The 20,842-nt window shown below is 64.4% G+C and carries 19 protein-coding genes and 1 pseudogene; 4 read left to right on the top strand and 16 right to left on the bottom strand.

Annotation, left to right across the window (positions count from 1 at the left end; translation table 11 throughout):
* Window positions 1-3: 3 nt before the first annotated feature.
* Together mobF and MR1_RS02470 are read left to right on the top strand one after the other, a co-directional pair.
* Window positions 4-3,540: a MobF family relaxase gene (gene mobF / locus MR1_RS02465; protein WP_084344313.1), complete on the top strand. Its 3,537-nt coding sequence runs from the start codon at window positions 4-6 to the stop codon at window positions 3,538-3,540.
* A gap of 153 nt (window positions 3,541-3,693) precedes the next feature.
* Complete coding sequence (locus tag MR1_RS02470) at window positions 3,694-4,035, top strand: sulfate permease (RefSeq protein WP_067243090.1); 342 nt, start codon at window positions 3,694-3,696, stop codon at window positions 4,033-4,035.
* Between the two features lie 15 nt (window positions 4,036-4,050).
* Here the strand turns inward: MR1_RS02470 and MR1_RS02475 are convergent.
* The 4 genes and pseudogenes from MR1_RS02475 to MR1_RS20420 all read right to left on the bottom strand — a co-directional run.
* Window positions 4,051-4,527 (bottom strand): annotated as a pseudogene (locus MR1_RS02475) (IS3 family transposase); the annotation flags it as partial.
* 106 nt (window positions 4,528-4,633) lie between these two features.
* Window positions 4,634-6,118, bottom strand: coding sequence for a group II intron reverse transcriptase/maturase (ltrA, locus tag MR1_RS19225; protein WP_169797639.1), 1,485 nt, complete (start codon window positions 6,116-6,118; stop codon window positions 4,634-4,636).
* 492 nt (window positions 6,119-6,610) lie between these two features.
* On the bottom strand, window positions 6,611-7,072 hold the full coding sequence (locus MR1_RS20370) for a transposase (protein WP_084344308.1): 462 nt from the start codon (window positions 7,070-7,072) through the stop codon (window positions 6,611-6,613).
* Window positions 7,069-7,377, bottom strand: coding sequence for a transposase (locus MR1_RS20420; RefSeq protein ID WP_067243124.1), 309 nt, complete (start codon window positions 7,375-7,377; stop codon window positions 7,069-7,071). The genes MR1_RS20370 and MR1_RS20420 overlap by 4 nt, the downstream gene beginning before the upstream one ends.
* Before the next feature lie 1,500 nt (window positions 7,378-8,877).
* On the opposite strand from MR1_RS20420, the gene MR1_RS02485 reads away from it, so the two are divergent.
* Window positions 8,878-9,546 (top strand): hypothetical protein, encoded by a 669-nt coding sequence (locus MR1_RS02485; protein ID WP_157517868.1) that lies wholly within the window; start codon window positions 8,878-8,880, stop codon window positions 9,544-9,546.
* 85 nt (window positions 9,547-9,631) lie between these two features.
* Here the strand turns inward: MR1_RS02485 and MR1_RS19235 are convergent, their stop codons facing one another.
* The 7 genes from MR1_RS19235 to MR1_RS02505 all read right to left on the bottom strand — a co-directional run bounded on the left by MR1_RS19235 (window position 9,632) and on the right by MR1_RS02505 (window position 14,377).
* A complete protein-coding gene (locus MR1_RS19235; RefSeq protein ID WP_084344309.1) occupies window positions 9,632-10,078 on the bottom strand; it encodes an HIT family protein in 447 nt (148 codons plus the stop codon).
* Window positions 10,075-10,926 carry a macro domain-containing protein gene (locus MR1_RS02490; protein ID WP_067243094.1) on the bottom strand — a complete coding sequence of 284 codons (852 nt, stop codon included), beginning with the start codon at window positions 10,924-10,926 and terminating at the stop codon, window positions 10,075-10,077. The genes MR1_RS19235 and MR1_RS02490 overlap by 4 nt, the downstream gene beginning before the upstream one ends.
* Complete coding sequence (locus MR1_RS02495; protein WP_067243095.1) at window positions 10,927-11,436, bottom strand: TIR domain-containing protein; 510 nt, start codon at window positions 11,434-11,436, stop codon at window positions 10,927-10,929. It abuts the gene before it with no gap.
* A 77-nt stretch (window positions 11,437-11,513) separates the two neighbouring features.
* A complete protein-coding gene (locus MR1_RS19240) occupies window positions 11,514-12,668 on the bottom strand; it encodes an XRE family transcriptional regulator (protein ID WP_217996167.1) in 1,155 nt (384 codons plus the stop codon).
* Window positions 12,655-13,437, bottom strand: a complete 783-nt coding sequence (locus MR1_RS19635) for a hypothetical protein (protein ID WP_157517869.1) — start codon at window positions 13,435-13,437, stop codon at window positions 12,655-12,657. The genes MR1_RS19240 and MR1_RS19635 overlap by 14 nt, the downstream gene beginning before the upstream one ends.
* Before the next feature lie 120 nt (window positions 13,438-13,557).
* Entirely contained in the window at window positions 13,558-13,818 is a 261-nt protein-coding gene (locus MR1_RS20685; RefSeq protein ID WP_409366235.1) for a helix-turn-helix domain-containing protein, read from the bottom strand.
* A 256-nt stretch (window positions 13,819-14,074) separates the two neighbouring features.
* Window positions 14,075-14,377 (bottom strand): hypothetical protein, encoded by a 303-nt coding sequence (locus MR1_RS02505; RefSeq protein WP_231820830.1) that lies wholly within the window; start codon window positions 14,375-14,377, stop codon window positions 14,075-14,077.
* A 152-nt stretch (window positions 14,378-14,529) separates the two neighbouring features.
* On the opposite strand from MR1_RS02505, the gene MR1_RS02510 reads away from it, so the two are divergent.
* Window positions 14,530-15,645, top strand: coding sequence for an FUSC family protein (locus MR1_RS02510; RefSeq protein ID WP_067243099.1), 1,116 nt, complete (start codon window positions 14,530-14,532; stop codon window positions 15,643-15,645).
* 6 nt (window positions 15,646-15,651) lie between these two features.
* Here MR1_RS02510 and MR1_RS02515 read toward each other — a convergent pair whose 3' ends face one another.
* The 5 genes from MR1_RS02515 to MR1_RS02530 all read right to left on the bottom strand — a co-directional run bounded on the left by MR1_RS02515 (window position 15,652) and on the right by MR1_RS02530 (window position 20,785).
* Complete coding sequence (locus tag MR1_RS02515; RefSeq protein ID WP_067243100.1) at window positions 15,652-16,467, bottom strand: SDR family oxidoreductase; 816 nt, start codon at window positions 16,465-16,467, stop codon at window positions 15,652-15,654.
* Entirely contained in the window at window positions 16,464-16,625 is a 162-nt protein-coding gene (locus tag MR1_RS20485; RefSeq protein WP_255218072.1) for a hypothetical protein, read from the bottom strand. Before MR1_RS20485 ends, MR1_RS02515 begins: the two co-directional genes overlap by 4 nt.
* Window positions 16,626-16,780: 155 nt before the next feature.
* Window positions 16,781-17,992: an acetate/propionate family kinase gene (locus tag MR1_RS02520; protein ID WP_067243102.1), complete on the bottom strand. Its 1,212-nt coding sequence runs from the start codon at window positions 17,990-17,992 to the stop codon at window positions 16,781-16,783.
* Complete coding sequence (gene pta, locus MR1_RS02525; RefSeq protein WP_067243104.1) at window positions 17,989-20,139, bottom strand: phosphate acetyltransferase; 2,151 nt, start codon at window positions 20,137-20,139, stop codon at window positions 17,989-17,991. The genes MR1_RS02520 and pta overlap by 4 nt, the downstream gene beginning before the upstream one ends.
* Before the next feature lie 61 nt (window positions 20,140-20,200).
* On the bottom strand, window positions 20,201-20,785 hold the full coding sequence (locus tag MR1_RS02530) for a type II toxin-antitoxin system PemK/MazF family toxin (RefSeq protein WP_067243105.1): 585 nt from the start codon (window positions 20,783-20,785) through the stop codon (window positions 20,201-20,203).
* Window positions 20,786-20,842: the final 57 nt, after the last annotated feature.

The following is a 20,842-nucleotide window of genomic DNA, read 5'->3' on the forward strand; positions in this document are numbered from 1 at the left end:
TCGATGCGGGTGATGTCCGCCGGTGACGGCTACAAGTACCTCCTGCGCACCGTCGCCACCGGCGACGGTGACCGAGTGCTCTCCACACCGCTGACGAGGTACTACACGGAGGAAGGAACACCACCGGGCCGATGGCTCGGATCAGCCGTCACCGCACTCGGCGGCGGAACGATCGCCGTCGGTGACGAGGTTTCCGAGTTGCAGCTTCAACGTCTGATCGGGCAGGGCCGCGACCCGGTGACCGATCAGGCGCTCGGCAGTCCGTATCGGAAGTACCCGACGCTGACCGAGCGCATCGAACACCGCACGTCGAGGCTCGATGCTGACCTTCATGTGACCGAGCGTGCGGAAGCGGTCGCCGCAATCGCGGCTGAGGAGAATGCTCGTGGGGTGCGGAAGGCGGTTGCTGGGTTCGATTTCACGTTCTCGATTCCGAAGTCCGCGTCGGTGCTGTGGGCGGTGTCGGACGCGGGGACGCAATCGCTGATTGCGGACGCGCATCACGCGGCGGTTGCGGAGATGGTTGCGTTCATCGAGCGCGAGGTTGCAGCAACCCGTGTCGGCGCAGCAGGGCGCAATGGGGCGGTTGCACAAGCCGATGTGTCCGGGGTGATCGCGACCGCGTTCGATCACTACGACTCACGGGCGGGTGACCCGCATCTGCACACGCATGTCGTGATCTCGAACAAGGTGCAGACCGTCCACGACGGCAAATGGCGCTCCCTCGACGGCCGACCCCTCCACGCCGCGACCGTCGCCCTCTCTGAACTTCACGAGGCCGTGTTCGCTGATCACCTCACCCGTGCGTTCGGCGTCGAGTGGGAGGCGCGTGACATGGGACGCGACCGCAACCCTGCCTGGGCGATCACTACCGTGCCCGAGCCACTGGTGGCGGAGTTCTCATCCAGGTCCAGGCAGATCGATCAGGAGAAGAACCGTCTCATCGCTGAGTACGTTGCCCGTCACGGTCGGCAGCCGTCGCTGGCGACGGTCATCAAGTTGCGGGCGCAGGCGACGTTGGCGACCCGGCCGGAGAAGCAGGTGCGTTCCCTCGCGGACCTCACGAGTGAGTGGAGGGGTCGTGCGTCGCACCTTCTCGGTGAAGACGCCACCCGCTGGGCTCGCACCGTCGCCGCCAACGACGCCCCCATGCTGTTGCGCGCGGACGATGTGCCTTTGGACGTGATCGCTTCGCTCGGGCGCAGCGTGGTGGAGACAGTTGGTGAGAAGCGGTCGACCTGGCGGCGCTGGAACCTTACCGCCGAAGCCGCCCGCCAAACGATGCCGTACCGGTTCGCCACCACGCAGGATCGTGAAGCTGTCGTCGGGATGGTGGTCGATGCTGCCGAGCGCGCGTCGATCCAGCTCACCCCGCCCGAGCTTGCGTCCAGCCCGACCGTGTTCCGTCGGGCTGACGGCAGCAGCAGATTCCGACCAGTCGCATCGACGGTCTACTCGTCGCCTGGCATCCTTGCGGCGGAAGACCGGCTCCTCGAGCGCGCCCGCACCATGACCGCACCCACCGTGCCCGTCGAGGTGGTCGAGAAGGTCACCCATCGCCCGGACCGCGACGGCAGGCTCCTCGCCGACGACCAAACCGCAGCCCTCACCGGCATTGCGATCTCAGGCCGAGCAGTGGACGTCTTGGTCGGCCCGGCCGGGGCCGGGAAGACGACAGCGATGCGTGCCTTACGCACGGCGTGGGAGCGGGAGCATGGGCGCGGCAGCGTCGTCGGGCTGGCACCGTCGGCGGTGGCCGCGCAGGTCCTCTCTGATGATCTGGGTATCCGGACGGAGAACACCGCGAAGTGGTGGCAAGACCACCAGAACGTAGGCGTGTCATTCCGTAAGGGGCAGCTCGTGATTGTGGACGAAGCCTCCCTTGCCGGCACCCTCTCGATCGACCGGATCACGGCGCACGCGGTGGAGGTGGGTGCGAAGGTGCTGTTGGTGGGTGACTGGGCGCAACTGCAATCCGTCACCGCTGGTGGCGCGTTCTCCCTCCTCGTGCACGACCGCGGCGATGCCCCGGAACTGGTCGATGTGCACCGCTTCGTCAACGACTGGGAGAAGACCGCCTCCCTTGATCTCCGTCACGGCCACACCGAAGCCATCGACGCCTACGCCACCCACGGTCGCATCACTGGCGGTGATACCGAGGCGATGATTGACGCCGCCTACACCGCCTGGCGCGCCGATGCCCTTGCCGGGGTTTCGACGGTGTTGATTGCGGACTCGACCGAGTCCGTCCATGCTCTGAATCAGCGTGCCCGCGCTGACCTCATCCTCGACGGTACGGTGAACGCTCGCCGTGAAGTCGCCCTCCACGGTGATGCCCGTGCCGGGGTCGGCGACACGATCATTACCAGGAAGAACGACCGTCGTCTCCACACCCCGCGGGGATGGGTACGCAACGGGGACCGCTGGACCGTCACCGACATTCGCGATGACGGATCGCTGACCGTCCGCCGCGCGAACAGCCGCGGCACCGTGCTCCTCCCGGCGGACTATGTCTCCGATCATGTTGATCTGGGATACGCAGTCACGGCGCATAGGGCGCAGGGCATCACGACGGATACCTCGCATGTGCTTGTTGATTCGTCTACGACGCGGGAGAACCTGTATGTCGCGATGACCCGCGGAAGACAATCGAACCTCGTCTACATCGCCACCGACCGCCCCGACGACAACCACACCACCCCCCATCCCGCGGATGACCCGGAGGCGACCGCGCGGAGCGTGCTCTTCGGGGTCCTGCAGCACGTCGGTGCCGAGCTCTCCGCGCACGAGACGATCACGGCCGAACACGAGACCTGGGGGTCGGTGGGTCAACTCGCGGCCGAGTACGAGACGATCGCGCAAGCCGCCCAACACGACCGCTTCGCCACCCTCATCCGTCAATCCGGTCTCACCCCGGACGAAGCAGAAGACACGATCCACTCCGACGCATTCGGCGCCCTCACCGCCGAACTCCGGCGGGCGGAAGCGAACCACCACAACATCGACGCCCTCATGCCTCGGATGGTCGCAGCCCGCGGGTTCGGCGACGCCGACGACATCGCCTCCGTCCTGCACCACCGCCTCGCCCGCGCGACCGAGAGGCCGGCTGGTTCTGGGCGTACCCGCAAGGCACCCCGCCTGATCGCCGGCCTCATCCCCGAAGCAACCGGGCCCATGTCCGCCGAGATGAGAAAGGCCCTCACGGAACGGCGCGAGCTGATCCAGCAACGCGCCGAAGCAGTCCTCGACCAAGCCCTCACCGAACAGCAGGAATGGGCGCTCGCACTCGGAGACACACCGGCAGATGCGAGAGCTGCGGCAGCGTGGAAACAGCAAGCGCGAACGGTCGCCGCGTATCGCGACCGCTACGGCATCACCACACGCACGCCGCTCGACCCTGCACCCAATAGCGATGCGCAGAAGATCGACGCGGCACGAGCGAAAGCCGCCCTCGCGAGGCTCCGCGACCTCGCCGGCGGCGAGGGCAGCGATGACCTTTCGCGGACGGTGCGGCGCGAGGGTGCGAGCCGGGGCCTGTGACCGGTTGCCCTTCCGATTGTCGCTGGTGCGTCGTACTCTTGAAAGTGAGGCGGATTTCTCCTTGATATGACGCTCCTCGGGGCAGGCCGCACGGCCACCCACACACGCACCGCCTCCGACGATCAGTCGTGCATGTGAGAGGAAACCCCCGTCATGATCCGCCAGCTCTGGACTCTTAGCGTCCACACCCGCGCCTTCCTGCGCCGTTACATGCCCACCAACATCCTCCTCGACGCCATCCGCACCCGCCGAGGACTCAAATGGGGCGTACCCGCGATGCTCCTCGCCGTGCCCTACCTCCTGGCCGCGAGCACCTTCACCACCCTCATCGCGGACGGCGGACCCGGATGGCTCAACCTCCTCGTCCTCCTGTGCCTGTGGAACACCATGAAGTTCGTCATCATGGGACCTGTCAGCCTGATCCTGCTCGCCCGCGTCCGGGTACGCGAGGCTGTGGTCGCCCGCGCCGAACGAAGAACGGGTCTGCTGCACTAACAGGTGACAGTTGTGTCAGGCAGCGAGTGCGACCTGCTCGTTCATGATCGCCTCGTATTCGACTGGAGTCAAACGACCTAATCGTGTCTGCCGGCGACGCCGGTGATAGGTGCGCTCGATCCAGGTAACGATCGCGAGCCGGAGTTCATCCCTGGTTGCCCAGCTGCTCCGGTTCAGTACGTTCTTCTGGAGCAGACTGAAGAACGATTCCATTGCCGCGTTGTCACCGGCAGCACCGACCCGACCCATCGACCCGACCATGTCATGCTGGTCGAGTGCCCGGCGGAGCTTGCGGCTGCGAAATTGCGATCCTCGGTCTGTATGCAGCACACACCCCGCCACGTTCCCACGCCGCATCACCGCGTTGTTCAGAGCACTGACCGCGAGCGTCGACTTCATCCGGGAGGCGATCGAGTACCCCACAATCCGGTTCGAAAACACGTCTTTCACCGCGCACACGTAGAGCTTGCCTTCATTCGTCCAATGCTCTGTGTAGGGTCGGCCAGCAGCGCCCTGCCCGCATTGCTGCGGATGGGTTTCTGCTGGCCGCCCTCCGAACCGGACGTGCCCATTCCTGAGCATCCGGCTCTCCATGTAATTACGCCGTAGCATTCGCCCATGGAGTAGGGATACGAGTTCCTCGATACCGATAGCGAGCCACAGTGACTTGCCACGCTCGAAAGAACTCGATCCCACCAGCACGGATCACCCACCCAGGTAGGTGACGACGCACCAGGGTGCGCATATTCAACTTCGGATGCCGCTTCTTCAACCATCCAACAATCCGCCAAAAAGCGAAGTGATCGACACAGCTGAAGGTATGTTTCACGACCCCGTGCTGAAAATAGCTACACCACCCCCGTATCGCCGGGTTCAACCGGCGTAACAGGTCAGCGAGTGTCCGATGTGATGCTCTACGAGTCAACAACCTGATCTTGTCCCGAATCGAAGCCAACGACTTCTGAGACGGGTACGTGTAGATCGCTGTTTTCCCGTTATGACCCCTGACCCGGCGGCGCTGGATGCGCCACCCTAAGAAATCAAACCCCGTGTCCACATGCGTCACCAAAGTTTTCTCAACCGAGAGGCGTAAACCTATCGGTGAGAGCACCTTGGTAACTTCATCCCAGAGCGCTTCAGCATCAGCGCGACTGCCACGAACGAGAACCACGAAATCGTCCGCGTAACGCACCAATTTCATCGTCGCGCCCCCAGCACGCTGATACTTTGTACGCTCCCATTGCGAACCATACGCTTCCCACTTGCGCTGGAAGTGTTCGTCCACAACCGACAGAGCGATATTTGCCAGCAAAGGCGAGAGGATCCCGCCCTGCGGGGTGCCGGTATACGTATTCCTGTTCACACCGTCCTCAGAAAGAACTCCAGCACTCAGAAACCCGCGTATCAAACGCAACACTCGCTTATCGATGATCCGGGCACGAACCCGCTGCATGAGCGCGTCGTGATCGATTTCATCGAAACATGCGGAGATATCTGCTTCAAATACCTGCACGTAGCCGCGCGAGGCATAGAAGTGAATTTCCGCAATAGCGTCCTGCGCTCGACGACGCGGCCGAAACCCATACGACGATGGCTGAAAATCAGCCTCGAAGATCGGCTCCAATACCAGCTTCAAAGAGGCCTGAACGATTCGATCGGTCATCGTCGGAATCCCCAAGCTACGGATTTTACCGTTTGCTTTAGGGATCGATTTCTGCCTCACCGGTTCAGGGTGAAACTCTCCAAGCTTCACGCTTGCACGTAGCTCAGAAAGCATTCCTCGCACACGTTCCGGCGGTATAGATCGTGGAACGACTCCATCGACACCGGCTGTACGACCTCCTTTATTGCCCTGCACCCGATTCCACGCCGCAACGAGGAATGCTGGGTCATAGACGAGGTTGAACACATCATCGAAGCGACGAACAGAATCGTTCTTCGCCCATTGGTGCAGTTTCGTTTGCATCTTCAGTACTCGCGCCCATGCCTCTGTAGTGTCGGCTGGCCACGAAACATCCGTATTCACGGTTGTATCTCCTTTACTGCTTCCAGATTCTGCAATCACACTGAACTCCTTCGCCATGTGGCCGGCTTTCCCGACCTCGGACTACTACGAGTTCTCCGCCCCACCCCGACCCGATCAACAAGCCACGTGTCTAACCGAGTAACTCTGCTGCTGGATGCAGCGAGTACCTTCGGCGGAGCCGGGATGGTTCCCACGTTCATTCCCGAACCATTTGACGGGATTGGTACCCAGTTATGCCCCAACATCATCGCCATGGTTACGCCGCAGGCATTCACCATGGCCTCCCGGGCGGCGACATCACCCACCCAAAGAGTTCCCCTCGCTACTCATGTAGCGAGGGTGCGCAATGTAACCCGACCCGAATCCGCCAGGTTTAGAGTCGGTGGTCTTGAATTGAGAGGCTTTCAGCCACTGGTTCCTGTACGTATACCTCTCCGTCTCGCTTGCCGAGCCCGCACCATCTGGCAGTACTGGATACGACTCGTCGTTGTCGAGGACTGCTCCACCCACCTCGCTCGTACCAGCGAGGCAGATCGTCCTCCAGCTCTATCACGCGACTGCTGCGACAGACGCGGAGCGGTGTCCTTTCATCACCGCAAGGTTCAAGAACGCCTCGTGGCGCTCGATGTCCGAAAGCCACAGCTCGTTCGGACCTGCCGCCGTGAACACTCGCTGTACGAGATCGTCATGCACCGCAGGTCCTGGTCGCTTCCCCTTGCCACGTGCCTTCTTCTTCCCAAACACACTCCACCAGCCGTTGTCACGGCAGATCCGCCACGCAGTCCGGTCGCACATGGGTTCGCCTGAATACCTGGCCTCGTCTGCGAGGAAGCGGTGCCCGAACTCAGGATCTTCAAGATGGGCGTCATAAATCGAATTCGCGCGATATGCCTGCGTAATCTCACGACCGGTCGTGGGATTACGGAGCCAGCGATAGTAGGGCTGGCGTGAGAGCTTCAATACCCGGCACGACACCGCGACAGGAATCCCATCAGCGGCGAGCTCACTCACGAGCGGGTAGAGCCTTTTCCCGGCAAATGCGCCTGGGAAAGGTACGCGGCAGCTCTGCGCAGCACCTCGACTTCCTGTTCGAGGAGCTTGTTCCGGCGACGCAGTTCCCGGAGCTCGTCGTTCTCTGCACTGGTGATGCCTGGTTTCTCGCCTTGCTCGACACGAGCTTGCCTGAGCCATTTGTCGAGCGTGCCGACGTGGATGCCGAAGTCCTTCGCGATCTGCGCGAGCGTGACTTCTGGGTCTCGGCTCAACGCAACACGTACGACGTCGTTTCGGAACTCTTCCGGGTACTTAGCAGGCATGATGATCATCCTTCCAGGCCAGCCGAAACTAGCCATATCGAATGTCACCTGTTAGTGCAGCAGACCCAACAAGGACCGAGTCGGCCGAGCTAGCGGACTGACAGGCTCGACTGGCTTCGTGGCCCAGAGACATCGCTGTGATCCAGGAGACCCCCACACCTCCACTGCACCGTTGTCGATCTCCACGGTAAGATTCAAGAGTTCCCTGTCGTAAACCGCCATTGGAGTCCAATGAACACATCAACATCGTTGTTCGGACTGCTTGCCGTGGACACGCAGCGTAACGAGCCCGAACCTAAGCCCCGTCCGCAGCCTTCAACGCTCACGCACACAATCGAGACATCTGATCACGGGTTCGGGTTTTCCCCGATAGTGATCTCTCGGATGGAACACTAATGCAGACAAGAGAAGCCTTAACGTCCTTGTTTGCCGAGTTAGCACGCTACCCGCAAAGCGATGTCAATAGTGTCCGCGGGACAGCAACGATCACAGAGACAATTGAATCATCAGATACCGATGAGGCAGTCACGCAACTCCTCCTAAGTTACGTCGGGCCTCGTTGAGCTACAGAGCACCCATCCTCATCGGTGAACGTGATGATCCTCATATCGCCGCTGTCGAGAATGCCCTTATAACACGCGGAAATCGCCCACTGATCTTCGACCTTGAGTCAGTCATGAGCGGCGGTCTTTCGATAAGCGATGAAGGTTACGCCGCGAAAGTTGATGGCGCTTGGCACGACCTCACCGATGCGCGATTTGGGTGGCTACGACGTCTTCACCGGGCAGACTGGGGGCTTGCCATCAAAACAGGCTCGCTGAGAGCTTTGGAGCTTGGAACTTGGCATTCGGCGTACTCATGGCTTCTGGACGACTGCAAAGTCAGTTGGATAACAAGCCCAGTGGCGCTGCGCAGAGCTGAATCGAAGCTCTGGCAATGGAAGGCTGCAGTCAGACTTGGCATTCCATACCCAAGAACACTAGTCACGACGAGTAGCGAGGCAGTCGCGACTACCTTCTCGAACGAGGTCATTGTTAAGCCTCTCGGTACGGGCCAGTTCATCCAGGACGGTGAGACAATGACGGTCTACGCCGAGTCCATGATGCCTACAGACATTCGGCTTAGCGCACTGAACGCAGCGCCATTCATTGTCCAGGAACGGATACCGGCTGTTAAGCATCTTCGCGTTGTCACCGTCGGCGATCGTAGCTGGGTAGCAGCGCTAGATGTTGACCTAACTGCTCCCGCTGATTGGCGGCGGCGTTCACGCCATCATTCTGCATTTGTAGAAGCCCCTGACGCGAGCTCGATAGCGCCCACAGGCGCGCTGACAATTGCGAGTCATCTCGGACTCGGATACTCGAGCCAAGATTGGGTCCAAACGCCTGATGGGGAGGTATACCTTCTCGATGTGAACCCATCGGGGCAGTGGCTTTTCCTTCCGGAGCGAGTGGGTATGGCGGTCACTGACACCCTCGCAGATCTACTCGTGGGGGCCACATGAGAAAGCAGACATTTCGCGACAAGACAAGACGTGCATTCGCCGAAGTTCGCATGGTTGCGAGTACGGCGCTGGGTCTCTTCGCTGGCCGGAGAGTGTGGATGCCGAAGGAAGAGGCACCTGAAACGAAGTGGATAGACGAGTGCCCCAAACGGAACCTTGCCATGGCACGCTCGTCCTATGACGAGCGTCTGAAAAGCGAATCAGCGGGCATCGAGGCGGTTCGGCGCCGTGCAGAGTTCGCACTCACAGCGATCATTGCGGCCATCGGACTGAGCACTGCCGCCTTCGAGCGGCTCTGGGCCGTTGCCTCGACCTCCACCAGCTTGCTCGTCATCTGGTTGGTCGGCGTTCTCATTGTCATCATGGCAGTTCTGGTTTTTGCCGGTGTCGCGGTGTCGAACAAAGTCCTTGGAGTGGTCACGGTAGAAGACTTCATTCACCTTCGTGATCCCCGCCGAGAGGAGCTTCGACAGTACGTTCTGGCAGTGCATACGACATCCAGGACTCGCCGCGCGATGGTCACTGTTTTCCGTGACGGCTTCTTAATCGCGCTAGTCGGGCTAACGCTGCTCGCGATCGCTCACACCGTATCTTGGGCGGTTCCCCTGGACGATGCTCCAACTCCTGTGGATGTCAACATCGTTAGTCCTTCGCCCGCACCATAGCTTTGAACGGCGACACGAAATGTCCCGGCGCGAGACGTTAGGGGAATAACGAATCCCTAGTGATTTCGTTCGGTCAACGTGGCGTCTACGATGACGGCCAGTGGGCGCGAACTTGCTTGGCAATGAGTTCTGTCTTGGCGAGCGGCATCTCTTCCACAGGACCCCATTCGGTACCGCCAGAGTCTAGGGTTCCGGCGACGTGGAAGTGAACGTGCCTGATCGACTGGCTTGCCGTCTCACCGTTGTTCTGCCAGACGGAGATGCCTGGACGCTGGTAAGCGGCGTCGATAGCCCTGGCTGAGTTCCTTACTTCGACCATCAGCGCCGCACACTCATCATCTGTCAAATCGAGAATGGTCTCTCTGTGCACGGTAGGGATGACGAGAAGGTGCGGTTTCCCACGCTGTTCCTGCGTAACCATAACCGCTGTCAACGTGTTCCTGGTCACGAAGGTGAACGGTCGACTTCCCTTGAGGTAGGCGCAAAACGCGCACGGCTGCGCGTCAGGAAGCCGAATAGCTGACTCACTCACGACGGCCTCATCGATGACAGGAACGCTTGGAGCTCGAGCCTGTCCAGGCGATCGAACTCCCTCGGATGCACCACTATTCGCAGCTGATCGCAGACCTTCTTCGTGCGTGACGCGAACATAAAGGACATCACGATGAAGCGGATCGAGTCTTGTGCCGGCATGACCTGTGATAGCCGGGACTGTCCTCCACCGATGACGGGTACGGCTACCGCCGTTCCGTTCGCAGTCTGCGAGACCTCCTCCCACAATGATGCGAGGCTTCGCCAGATACCATCCGGCGTACTCTGTGCTTCGTTGGCCTCGTTCATCTCGCTGTAGGCCAAGAAATAGAGGCGATGAGAACCGTTTCGAAGCGTCGCCACGGCCCCAACACCGTATTTCTCGGTCTTGCCAGGCTTATGAATCGTTGACGTTACTGCTTTGCCCTGCAGTGCAGCAGCGAGTTCGCGGTCCAGTTGATCCGTATCGCCACCGTAGAGGCGTTCGAGTGCCTGACCTTGAACGCTGTTCTTCGAGATGACGTTAGGAACGGAGGTATCGAACGTATCGCACGTGCCCACAACGATATTGCAATCCTGCACGAACAGATCGCCCTTCACAATCTCGATCCTTGTGTTGGGCGAGTTGTAGTCCTGCCGGATGGGGCGCGGCCAAGCACGGACAAGTCCGTACCCGACCGAAACGACAGCAATGATGATGGCGAGCGGCCACCCCTCGATCGGAAGACTCCCGAAAATGAAGTTGGTCAGTTCGAGCAGAACCGCAAGAACTCCGACTGCGGAGAACGTTTGAATGAGGAACCAACGCCAGAACCGCCAAGTACGTAGATCGTGTATGAGGTCGCTCATTTAGAGGCCGAGCTGCTCGTAGATTTCGGACTTGTAGTAGTGCGGACCAGAGTTGTCGCTCGTCGAGTACCGGGGGGCGTAGTTGTCCAGGGCGAACTTAATTATCTTCGGCTGGAAGGAAACCGACAGTGTGTAGTAGTCAGCGTTTAGGAGCGGTGCGGGTATGAAGTTTCTGTCGATGTTCCGGTCACCGTCGAGGTTCGCAACGACAATGGGCAGGTTGAACTCGATCATTACCTTGACCTCGTGAGCGAGGAACGAGACGCCATCTCCACCCTTCCTCTTGCCATCGCTGCTGCCAAGAAGGACTACCTGCTTGGCGTTCTTCATTCGTTCACGCAGGTTCCGCTTGATCGTCTCGGGCTTGCTCGTGTCGCGGGAAATGAAGAGATCGTGAGCATCGTAGAAGTCGAAGTCGATGTTGGCATTCTCCCTCCAGGCTTCCATCAGGCGGTACTTGGAGATGTCCTCGCTGGCAAACGCGACATATGTCTTGTTTCTATAACTCATGATTTCCTCTTTTGTTCTGAGAGCGGTGTGGACTTGACCAGACGCTCGTGATTTCCCTGTCTAGATGGAGCGACTCATCAAACCAGCCGCAAAGCAGGCCGTTCATCAGCGTCACCGAGCATTCGGCGGACTTGTGCTGGTTTCCAAGCAAGCTCCTGAGCCAAGGAAGCGATGGTCACACCGTTTGCCTCGGCCATCTCGACGGCGCGGCGAAGGAGCGAAGGAACCTCACCGGGAAACTGGTAAACGGGCTGGGTTGCGATCACACCTTGCTCTGAGAGCTGGTTCAGCTGAATGTATGCGCGTCGAGCGGTGGCGTCGGATAGCAGGCCGACCTCTCTGCTCCTGTAGATGAGGGATTTGATGGATACCCCCCATTGTTCGCTCAACTGGTTCAGCTTTCGAAAGTCGATCCGTCGAGGGAGTAGGTCATGGATCACCAAACTTGGTGTCAGGAACTCGGCGGCGAATCGGTCTGCTTCTCGTTCCAATGCGGGGTCACCGCCGGCGAGTTCGCCGTGCATGACGAGGTGTCCGAGTTCGTGTGCAGCGGTGAAGCGGTGCCGGTAGATGTCGTTCGCACGGTCGGGTGACAGGACGATGATCGGTCGCGACAGCGAAAGTGTGGAGAACGCGTCGATCCGGGCAACTTCGTTCTCTGCGAAGGGGACTAATACTGCGACGATGCCCCGATTTTCGATGGTGCGCACGAGATGCGGGATCGGTTCCGCGCCTAGCCTCCATGCCTTGCGTAGTGCCCGAGCTGCCGCTATTGGGTCGTTGGGGAATGCGCCAGGTTCTATCTCGCCACCAACGAAGCCAGGCAGGTTCACGGGTGGCAGGCGCACGTGCTTCTCGACTGCATGCACCAGTTCCCACAGTTGCTCTGTGTAGGACACTGCCTTTGCGCGCTGTTTCGCCGTTGTGGCGCGAAGGCTACGGAAGAAGGCATCGGCTGTTTCCAGTCGAGCGAGCGGCCGCCCCGCGGCGAAGAACTCGCGAGGAACATCAAGTTCTCGAGCTAGAAGCGGGATGAGTTCCGCGCGGGGTGGTGTGGCGCCGGATTCATATTGCCCAATAGCGGCGGCCGAGACGCCAAGTGGTTCTGCGAGACTCTGCTTTGTGCGCAACGCGAGTTGTCGAGCTTGCCGCAGACGGTCACCGTCGAAGGTCTTTGCGATGTCGAGATCAGTGGGGGGCCCGACCGGTCTGCTCGAATCACGGGAGATCATCTGATGCACCTCCAGTTCCCGTGTCAGGGACGCCCTCGGCCTCGACGTTGGTACTCGGCAGTTCACCCGGCTTCAGAAGCGTTAGGTCGCTCTCTGGAAGAGGGGCGTCATCGAATCGTGCAGAGGAAGGCTCGCCTAGGCCGACCAGGGCAACTCCTTCTCCATCGAGCAGGTGCAGCGGCAACTCCTCGCGGTAGTGCCAGGTGACGAGTCCGGATGATTCAAGAGTCGCCTCGCCGACGTAAACGTGCTGGACACCGCCGCGGGCGGATACGTCGTAGGCGACAAGGCAAACTCTCGTGGCGGAGCCGAAGGAACCATCCTTGACGGCGGCATCGAGGTCGCCCTCCAACTCCAGCTCGAACTCCAGCTGTTCCTGCATGCGGCGGCTAGCTTCGTCTTCGAGGGAGAACACTCGGCGACGGAAATCCGAGCGGCCCAGCCTGATTCGATCAGCACCTGACGAACCGCGTCCGCACTTGGCTGGAAAGACTAAGGTGCCATCGAACACCACCAAGTCGTAGCGACTGCCCGTCGGATGGATTACTTCACGCCCTGGCAGGAATGCCAGGTGGGCCGTTACTTCCTCGGGCAAGATCACCCAGAACGAGCCGTAAGCCTCGTTCGAGGCCAGTTGGCTTCCGGTCTTGGCGTCGAGGGAACGCTCGTGAGCTGCGCGACCGGCCTTGGCGAGCGCAAGCATCACGCTTTGGCTGTGCTCTCCGAAGTGACGGTTGAACCACCGAGACGGTTCGGGCAAGTCGTTCATCGATGCTCCTGACGCTGGCTGACATCACAACCTTAGCACTATCGCTTTAGAAATACGCAGGAATCGATCACTGTGGCTTTCGGCGTGTCGCGATCGCGACCTGAATCTGTTGGCCCATGGCTATTTGGCCATTGGCCTCCTTCCTCGGGGACGGAGGCTTATGCCCTCAGCAACTACGGCGTTGCGCACGGTCTTCGGGTCGATGCCGAGACGATCGGCGACCTCCTGCAACGTGTGCCCGTCGCGGTAGAGGATGGCCGCGCTCGCACGGCGCTCGTTGCTCAGTCCTGTTGACCGCAACCTTCCACCAGATCGTAGGACGAAGGTCGGAATCGTTCCGCGATGCACGCCGTACTTCACGGCGATGGTTCGGACGGGCATCCCAGCCTCATAGTCCGCGAGCAGTTCCACACGCCGCTCGGTGGTCAATCGTGTTTGAGACTTCGCCGGATTTTTCGCGACCGCGCCTCGCGAATCGTGTCTCTTAGGGGTTCGCCCCCTCGGTACGCGTCGCGCGGAACCCCTGAGCACATGGGAAATCAACGATTTCAGCGCCGGGCGCTTGTTTGAGAATCGCCTGGGAAGGCCCACCACGCAGGAAGCCCGCTCGGCACATGCCGAGCGGGCTTCGTCGTCCTCAGTCCGGCTCACGCCCGTCGACCGGCGCGCCGGGCAGGTCGAGTTCGTCGGGATCGACGTCGACGTCACCGGTGTCGTCCGGCCCGCCCGTACCCGGGACGGCGCGGACGTCCTCCTCCGGGATGTCCGGATCGACGGTGCCGGGAAGCGGATCCCGCTGCTTCTGGGCGGTCTCCGTCTCACTCCCCGGGCTGTAGCTCATGTCCTTCCGGAGCGCCTCGTCCTCGGTGAGCGGTCGCGATCGCGCCGTCTCCGCCCGCGTCGAGTCCGCAGCGTCCGGGTTCTCACGTTCGGCCTCCATGCGCTCGACGCTAGGCGTCACAGCGGGCGGGGTCCGCCCCCTTGACAGCGAGGAGATCGGCCGGTGGCTGTCAACCCCCGTCCTCCGGTGCCCGCACGGCCGTATCGTCCCGGACGCGCGGGCCTTCCCCATCCGCGCAGGAGGACGACACGATGCGCCCATTCCGAGCCGTGCACCACGCCGTCACGGCCGCGAGCGGAGGACTCCACCGGGCGATCCGTCCCGCACGTCTGCTCCTCGCGGCGAAGGCGGCGGTGGCCGTCGCCATCGCGTGGTCCATCGCTCCCCTGGTCCCGGGGTCAGCCGACGACTATCCGTACTACGCCCCTCTGGGGGCGCTCATCAGCATGTACCCCACGTTGATGGGGTCGCTGCGATCCGGTGTGCAGACGCTCCTCGGACTCGCGGTCGGCATCGTGCTCTCCGTCGTGATCGTCCTCACCATCGGCCCCAGCGTCTGGACGATCGGGCTCGCCGTCGGTCTCGGCGTCCTCCTCTCGGGCACCGGGTGGTTCGGCTCGGGGAGCGAGTACCTGCCGATCGCCGCCCTGTTCGTACTGCTTCTCGGCCGGGGAGACCCCGACGGCTACTCCCTCGGCTATGTCACGCAGACCGCGCTCGGCATCGCGGTGGGCCTCGTGATCAACCTCGTCATCCCGCCTGCGCCGCTCGTCGCGCAAGCCGAGGGACGCGTGCAGCACTTCCAACGGGATCTCGCCCAGCACCTCGACGACATCGCCGACGCGGTGGCGGGATCCTGGCCGCCGGAGCAGGCCGGATGGGCGCGGGACTCCCGTGCCCTCGCCGAGACCGGACGCTCGTTGCACGACGCGCTCGCCGAGGCCGACGACAGCCGACGAGCCAACCCCCGCGCCTGGCTCCGTCACCACGACAGCCGCGCCGTCCACGAGCGTCTCGCCCTGCTCGACGAGGTCGCGCACCAGATCCGGGACATCGCCGGCTGCCTCGGGGACACCGTTCTGGGCCGTGGAGCCGCCCTGCCGCTCAATCCGTCCCTCGTCCCGCCGTTGTCCGGCGCCTGCCGCGCCGTCGCGGAGGTCGTGCGCGAGGCGGACCCCGGTAGCCCTTCCGCGGACACGGACGCACGCCGCGCCGCCGAAGACGCCGTCCTGCGCCTGCGCCGCATCGTGGCCACGGAGAGCATCGCTGCGGCCGAGGTGTCCGGCCCGGGCGTGCTGTCGGCGATGCACCTCGAGCGCATCCTGCAGCTCACGGCGGCTCGGGACGCCGACGAGGAGGAACCGTGACCGCGCTCAGATCCGTCGCCATCGGTCGTCGGCGATGCTGGCGCCCGCCTGCGGTCCCATCTGCAGCATCCCGCCGTCCACGACGACGGAGGTGCCGCTCACGTACCCGCCCTGCGAGGACGCCAGGAAGGCGATGAGGGCGGCGACCTCCCGTGCGTCGCCCGGTCGCCCGAGCGGTATCCCCGGACGCTCCTCGGTCCAGGGATCCCCGTCCGCCTGGTCCGTCATCGGGGTAGCGATCTCCCCGGGCGCGACGCTGACGGACGTGATGCCGTGCTCCCCCAGTTCCAGCGCGAGGTTCTTCATCAGGCCGTCCAGACCGTGCTTGGCCGCGTCGTACGCGCTCGATCCGACCATCGGCTGATGGGCGTGCACGCTCGTCACCGCGATGAGACGGCCTCCGCGCCCGGCGGAGACCATCGCGCGGGCGGCGCGCTGCAGGCACACGAACGCGCCCGTGAGATCCGTGTCGACGACGCGGTTCCACTCGTCGAGGCTGAGCTCCAGAACCGGCGTCCGGGTCCCCGCGCCGGCGTTGTTCACGAAGACGTCGATCCCGCCGAGCTCCCCGATCATCCCGTCCACCACCTCTCCGCATCGGGAGAGGTCGCTCACGTCGAGCTGCGCGACCACGGCGCGGGCGCCGTGACCGCGCACCTCCGCCGCCGTGCGCTCCGCGCCCTCCCGATCCGAGCGCCAGGTGACGCCGACGTCCATTCCCGCTGCCGCCAGCGCGACCGCGGTGGCGCGGCCGATGCCCGAGTCGGATCCCGTAACGATCGCACGTCGCGGCTCGAAGTGCTTCCCCCGCGCGGGGCTCACGGCAGGTCCTCGACGTCGATCGTGTCGGAGTCCTCGTCCTCGTCGGGTTCGTCTCCGACCGGGTCTTCGCCGACCTGCCGAGCCACGAGGTCGTCGGGCACGTCCGCCCGCTCGTCCTCGGGCAGCCGCGGGTCCTCGGGCCGTCGCGAATCGCTCATCCTCGTCCTCCTTCGTCCACCGCCCGGCGGCTCCGGGCCTGGTTCCGAGGATGCGCGGCACATCGTCCGCCGGCCCGGGGGTTGACATCCGCGTTCCGCGGGGACAGGACGACCCTCTCCGCGTCGATCGCTGCGCGACCGGCTTCCCGACGGGGTCAGGCCGTGGCCTGCAGCGTCTGGCGGCCGATCTCCAGCTCCTCGTTCGTGGGGACGACGAGCACCGTCACCAGGGAGTCGTCCGCGGAGATGACCCGGATCCCGCGATCCGTGGACTCGTTGCGGGCGTCGTCGATCACCACCCCGGCGAAGCCGAGCGTCGCCATCGACTCGCGCCGCACGAGCGGATTGTTCTCGCCGACGCCTGCCGTGAACACGATCACGTCGGCGCCGCCGAGCTGAGCGAGGTACGCGCCGGCGTAGGCGCGGAGCCGGTGGATGTACACGTCGAGCGCGAGCGCGGCGTCCAGGTCGCCCCCGCGCGCGCGCCCCTGCAGATCACGCATGTCCGAGACCCCCGCGAGCCCCAGGAGCCCGCTGCGCTTGTTCAGCAGGTCGTCGAGCTCGTCGATCGACAGTCCCGCACGGCGGGCGAGCTGGAGCAGGGATGCGGGGTCGATGTCGCCCGACCGGGTTCCCATCACCAGGCCTTCCAGGGGGGTCATCCCCATCGAGGTCTCCACCGATCGGCCTCCGTCGATCGCCGACACGGACGCGCCGTTCCCCAGGTGGAAGACGATCTGGCGGAGGTCCTGCACCGCCCGTCCGAGAAAGAGGGCGGCGGTCTCGGAGACGTACTTGTGCGAGGTCCCGTGGAAGCCGTACCGGCGCACGCGGTGCTCCCGCGCGAGCTCCTTGTCGATGGCATAGGTGTACGCCGCCGGCGGCAGGGTCTGGTGGAAAGCGGTGTCGAAGACCGCGACGTGCGCGAGGTCCGGGAAGGCCTCCTCCGCCGCGCGGATCCCCTGCAGCGCGCCCGGATTGTGCAGCGGCGCGAGGACGGACAGCTCGTCGATGCCGCGCTCGACCTCCGGGGTGATGATCGTGGGGGCGAAGTAGCGCGCCCCGCCGTGGACCACCCGGTGGCCCACGGCCCGAGGCGGGTGCTCCTCCAGGGAGGGGCCATGCGCGGCGAACGCGTCCAGCATCACCTGGAACCCGGCCGTGTGGTCGGGGATCGGGAGCTCCCGGGTGAAGGTCTCCTCGCCGGCGCCGAGCGCCTCGTCGGCGGAGACCGTGTGCGACGACACCCCGAGGGGCTGGCCGATCCGCTCCACGAGACCCGATGCCAGCGCATGCTCGCTCTCGACATCCAGCAGCTGGTACTTGAAGGACGACGAGCCGCTGTTCACGATCAGCACGACGGTCATGACGGCGCCCCCGCCTCCGCGACGGACTGCGCCTGGATCGCCGTGATCGCGATCGTGTTCACGATGTCCTCGACGAGCGCCCCGCGGGAGAGATCGTTGATCGGCCGGTTCAGGCCCTGCAGCACCGGTCCGACGGCCACGGCGCCCGCGGAGCGCTGCACCGCCTTGTAGGTGTTGTTGCCGGTGTTGAGATCGGGGAACACGAACACCGTCGCCCGCCCCGCCACCGCCGACCCCGGCATCTTCGCCCGTGCCACGGCGGCGTCCGCGGCCGCGTCGTACTGGATCGGTCCCTCCACCGCGAGCTCGGGGGCGCGCTCGCGGACCAGGGCCGTCGCCTCGCGCACCTTCTCCACGTCCGCCCCGGACCCGGACTCCCCCGTCGAGTAGGAGAGCATGGCGATCCGCGGATCGATGCCGAACTGGCCCGCGGTCGCCGCCGACGAGATCGCGATGTCCGCGAGCTGGGTGCTGGTGGGATCGGGGATCACCGCGCAGTCCCCGTACACGAGCACGCGGTCGGCCAGTGCCATGAAGAAGACCGACGACACCACCGAGACACCGGGGCGCGTCTTGATGATCTCGAACGCCGGGCGGATCGTGTGGGCGGTCGTGTGCGCCGCGCCGGACACCATTCCGTCCGCCATCCCGAGGTGGACCATCATCGTGCCGAAATAGGACACGTCGGTGACGGTGTCCGCGGCCTGCCCCACCGTGACGCCCTTGTGCGCACGCAGTCGGGCGTACTCCTCGGCGAACCGGGCGACGAGCGCCGGATCCGTCGGCGACACGATCCGGGCCGCGTGCAGGTCCACGCCGAGCTCCTGGGCGCGGCTGCGCACCGCGCTCTCCTCGCCGAGGATCACGAGATCGGCGATGCCGCGGCCGAGGACCACGCCGGCGGCCCGCAGGACCCGGTCGTCGTCCCCTTCGGGCAGCACGATCGTGCGCCGCTGGGCCCGCGCCCGTTCGAACAGCTCGTACTGGAACATCAGCGGCGTGACGACGCTGGAGTGGGCGACACCGAGCACGTCGATCAGCGCGGGCACGTCGACGTGACGCTCGAACAGCGCCAGCGCGCGGTCGGCCCGATGCGGTGCGTCGACGGACAGCCGGCCCGGCGTGTTCATCACGCGGACGGTCGTGTCGTAGGTGCCGAGATCCGTCGCGATGATCGGCAGCCTCGGGCCCAGGCCGTCCATGAGCCGGTCGACGGGCTCGGGCACGGCGAAGGGCCCGTTGAGCACGATCGCCGACACGGACGGGAAGGTCCCGGAGGCCTGCGCGAGCAGGGTCGCCAGAAGCACGTCGGCACGGTCGGCGGGGATCACGACGACCGCGCTGTCGAGCAGGCGCGGCAGTACGTTCACCATCGACATCCCGGCGATCACGACCTCCTGCACGTCACGGTCCAGGAGCGCCTCGTCCCCGCGCAGCAGCGTGCCGCCGAGGGAGCGCAGCACACCGCGGACGGAGGGCGCGACGAGCGACCGGTCCTCCGGCAGCGCCCAGACGGGGATCGCGGTTCCCTCCTCCCCGGCACCGCCGGAGAGGACTCCGCGGATCGCCGCCACGATGTCGTCGAGGCGCTCGCCGTCGGCCCGGTTCGCGACGATCGCGGCGAGCTCGGCGCGCTCTTCGGCGAGCTCGGCCAGGGCCAGAGCGGCGATCTGCGCCATGTGCTCCGGCGTGCGGGCGGCGGTGACGCCCAGCTGCTCCCCGTGCCCCTGGTGCTCGCGACCGCCCAGCACCAGGAGCACGGGCGCGCCGAGGTTCGCCGCGATGCGCGCGTTCATCCCCAGCTCGGCGGGACTGGCGACGTCCGTGTAGTCGCTGCCCAGGATCACCACGGCGTCGCACTGCGCCTGCACGGCCCGGTACCGCTCGACGATGCGTCCGAGCGCGGCGTCCGGGTCCCGTCGCAACTCGTCGTAGGTGACCCCGATCGCCTCCTCCGCGCCGATCTCGACGCCGTCCCGGGCCAGCAGCATCTCGAGCACGTCGTCGGCCCCGTCCGCCGAGCGCGTGATCGGGCGGAAGACGCCGACCCGGGGCGTCGCGCGTCGGAGCGCATCGATCACGCCCAACGCGATCACGGACTTCCCGGAATGGCCTTCGACCGACGTGATGAGGATGCTCTGCGTCACCGTCCCAGGCTACGGCGCCGGCGCTGTCGGGGCGAGGCGCATCCGCCGGGACAAGCGCGCCTCAGGCGGTCGTCCAGCCGAACCGCCGCTGCAGCACCGCGGCGACCCGATCGAACCGGCGACGGTCCAGCGCCGCGGCCTCGCGCCGCATCCCGTCCCGGTGGACGCTGTAGAGCTGGTCGACGTCCACCCAGGACTCCCGGCCCTGCGAATCCCAGGCGCCCGTCCCGATCGAGAGGTAGTCCCGATCGCGGTCGTGCGACTTGCTCGTGAGCTTGACCGCGTAGACGCGATCGGTGCCGTGCTTCGCGATCACGAGCACCGGGCGGTCCTTGCCGCGTCCGTCCCGCTCCGCGAACGGCACCCACGTCCAGATGATCTCGCCCGCGTCCGGCTCCCCGTCGCGGTCCGGACGGTACTCGAGGGCGAGCCCGGTCACCGCGCGCGGATCGAGCTCCACGGTCTCGGTGCCGCCGCCGCGCCCCGGCGACGCAGCGATGGATCCGCCGGGACGCACCGCAGGGCTCGACGCGACGCCGTTGTCGCGTCGAGCCTCGGCGGAGCGGGAGGTCAGGGCCCGGAGCACCGCCACCCCCGCTTCCACCAGCGCGGAGAGGATGCCGTTGCCGTTGCCCGTTCTACTCACGACGACACCCTATCCGCGCTCCGCCCGCCGGCCGCTCAACCGCGGGCGGAGCAGGCT

Origin of the sequence: Microbacterium resistens NBRC 103078 (assembly GCF_001552355.1) — a bacterium.
GTDB classification, from domain to species: domain Bacteria; phylum Actinomycetota; class Actinomycetes; order Actinomycetales; family Microbacteriaceae; genus Microbacterium; species Microbacterium resistens.

Excerpts from the sequence above, each read along its gene's own strand:
- MR1_RS20485 (WP_255218072.1), bottom strand. The coding sequence starts at position 16,625 with ATGAGCGATTCGCGACGGCCCGAGGACCCGCGGCTGCCCGAGGACGAG.
- mobF (WP_084344313.1), top strand. The coding sequence starts at position 4 with ATGCGGGTGATGTCCGCCGGTGACGGCTACAAGTACCTCCTGCGCACC.
- MR1_RS20420 (WP_067243124.1), bottom strand. The coding sequence starts at position 7,377 with ATGCCTGCTAAGTACCCGGAAGAGTTCCGAAACGACGTCGTACGTGTT.
- MR1_RS19635 (WP_157517869.1), bottom strand. The coding sequence starts at position 13,437 with ATGAACGACTTGCCCGAACCGTCTCGGTGGTTCAACCGTCACTTCGGA.
- MR1_RS02505 (WP_231820830.1), bottom strand. The coding sequence starts at position 14,377 with ATGGAGGCCGAACGTGAGAACCCGGACGCTGCGGACTCGACGCGGGCG.
- ltrA (WP_169797639.1), bottom strand. The coding sequence starts at position 6,118 with ATGGCGAAGGAGTTCAGTGTGATTGCAGAATCTGGAAGCAGTAAAGGA.
- MR1_RS02510 (WP_067243099.1), top strand. The coding sequence starts at position 14,530 with ATGCGCCCATTCCGAGCCGTGCACCACGCCGTCACGGCCGCGAGCGGA.
- MR1_RS19240 (WP_217996167.1), bottom strand. The coding sequence starts at position 12,668 with ATGATCTCCCGTGATTCGAGCAGACCGGTCGGGCCCCCCACTGATCTC.
- MR1_RS02470 (WP_067243090.1), top strand. The coding sequence starts at position 3,694 with ATGATCCGCCAGCTCTGGACTCTTAGCGTCCACACCCGCGCCTTCCTG.
- MR1_RS02490 (WP_067243094.1), bottom strand. The coding sequence starts at position 10,926 with ATGAGCGACCTCATACACGATCTACGTACTTGGCGGTTCTGGCGTTGG.
- MR1_RS02485 (WP_157517868.1), top strand. The coding sequence starts at position 8,878 with ATGAGAAAGCAGACATTTCGCGACAAGACAAGACGTGCATTCGCCGAA.
- MR1_RS20685 (WP_409366235.1), bottom strand. The coding sequence starts at position 13,818 with ATGCCCGTCCGAACCATCGCCGTGAAGTACGGCGTGCATCGCGGAACG.
- MR1_RS02495 (WP_067243095.1), bottom strand. The coding sequence starts at position 11,436 with ATGAGTTATAGAAACAAGACATATGTCGCGTTTGCCAGCGAGGACATC.
- MR1_RS02520 (WP_067243102.1), bottom strand. The coding sequence starts at position 17,992 with ATGACCGTCGTGCTGATCGTGAACAGCGGCTCGTCGTCCTTCAAGTAC.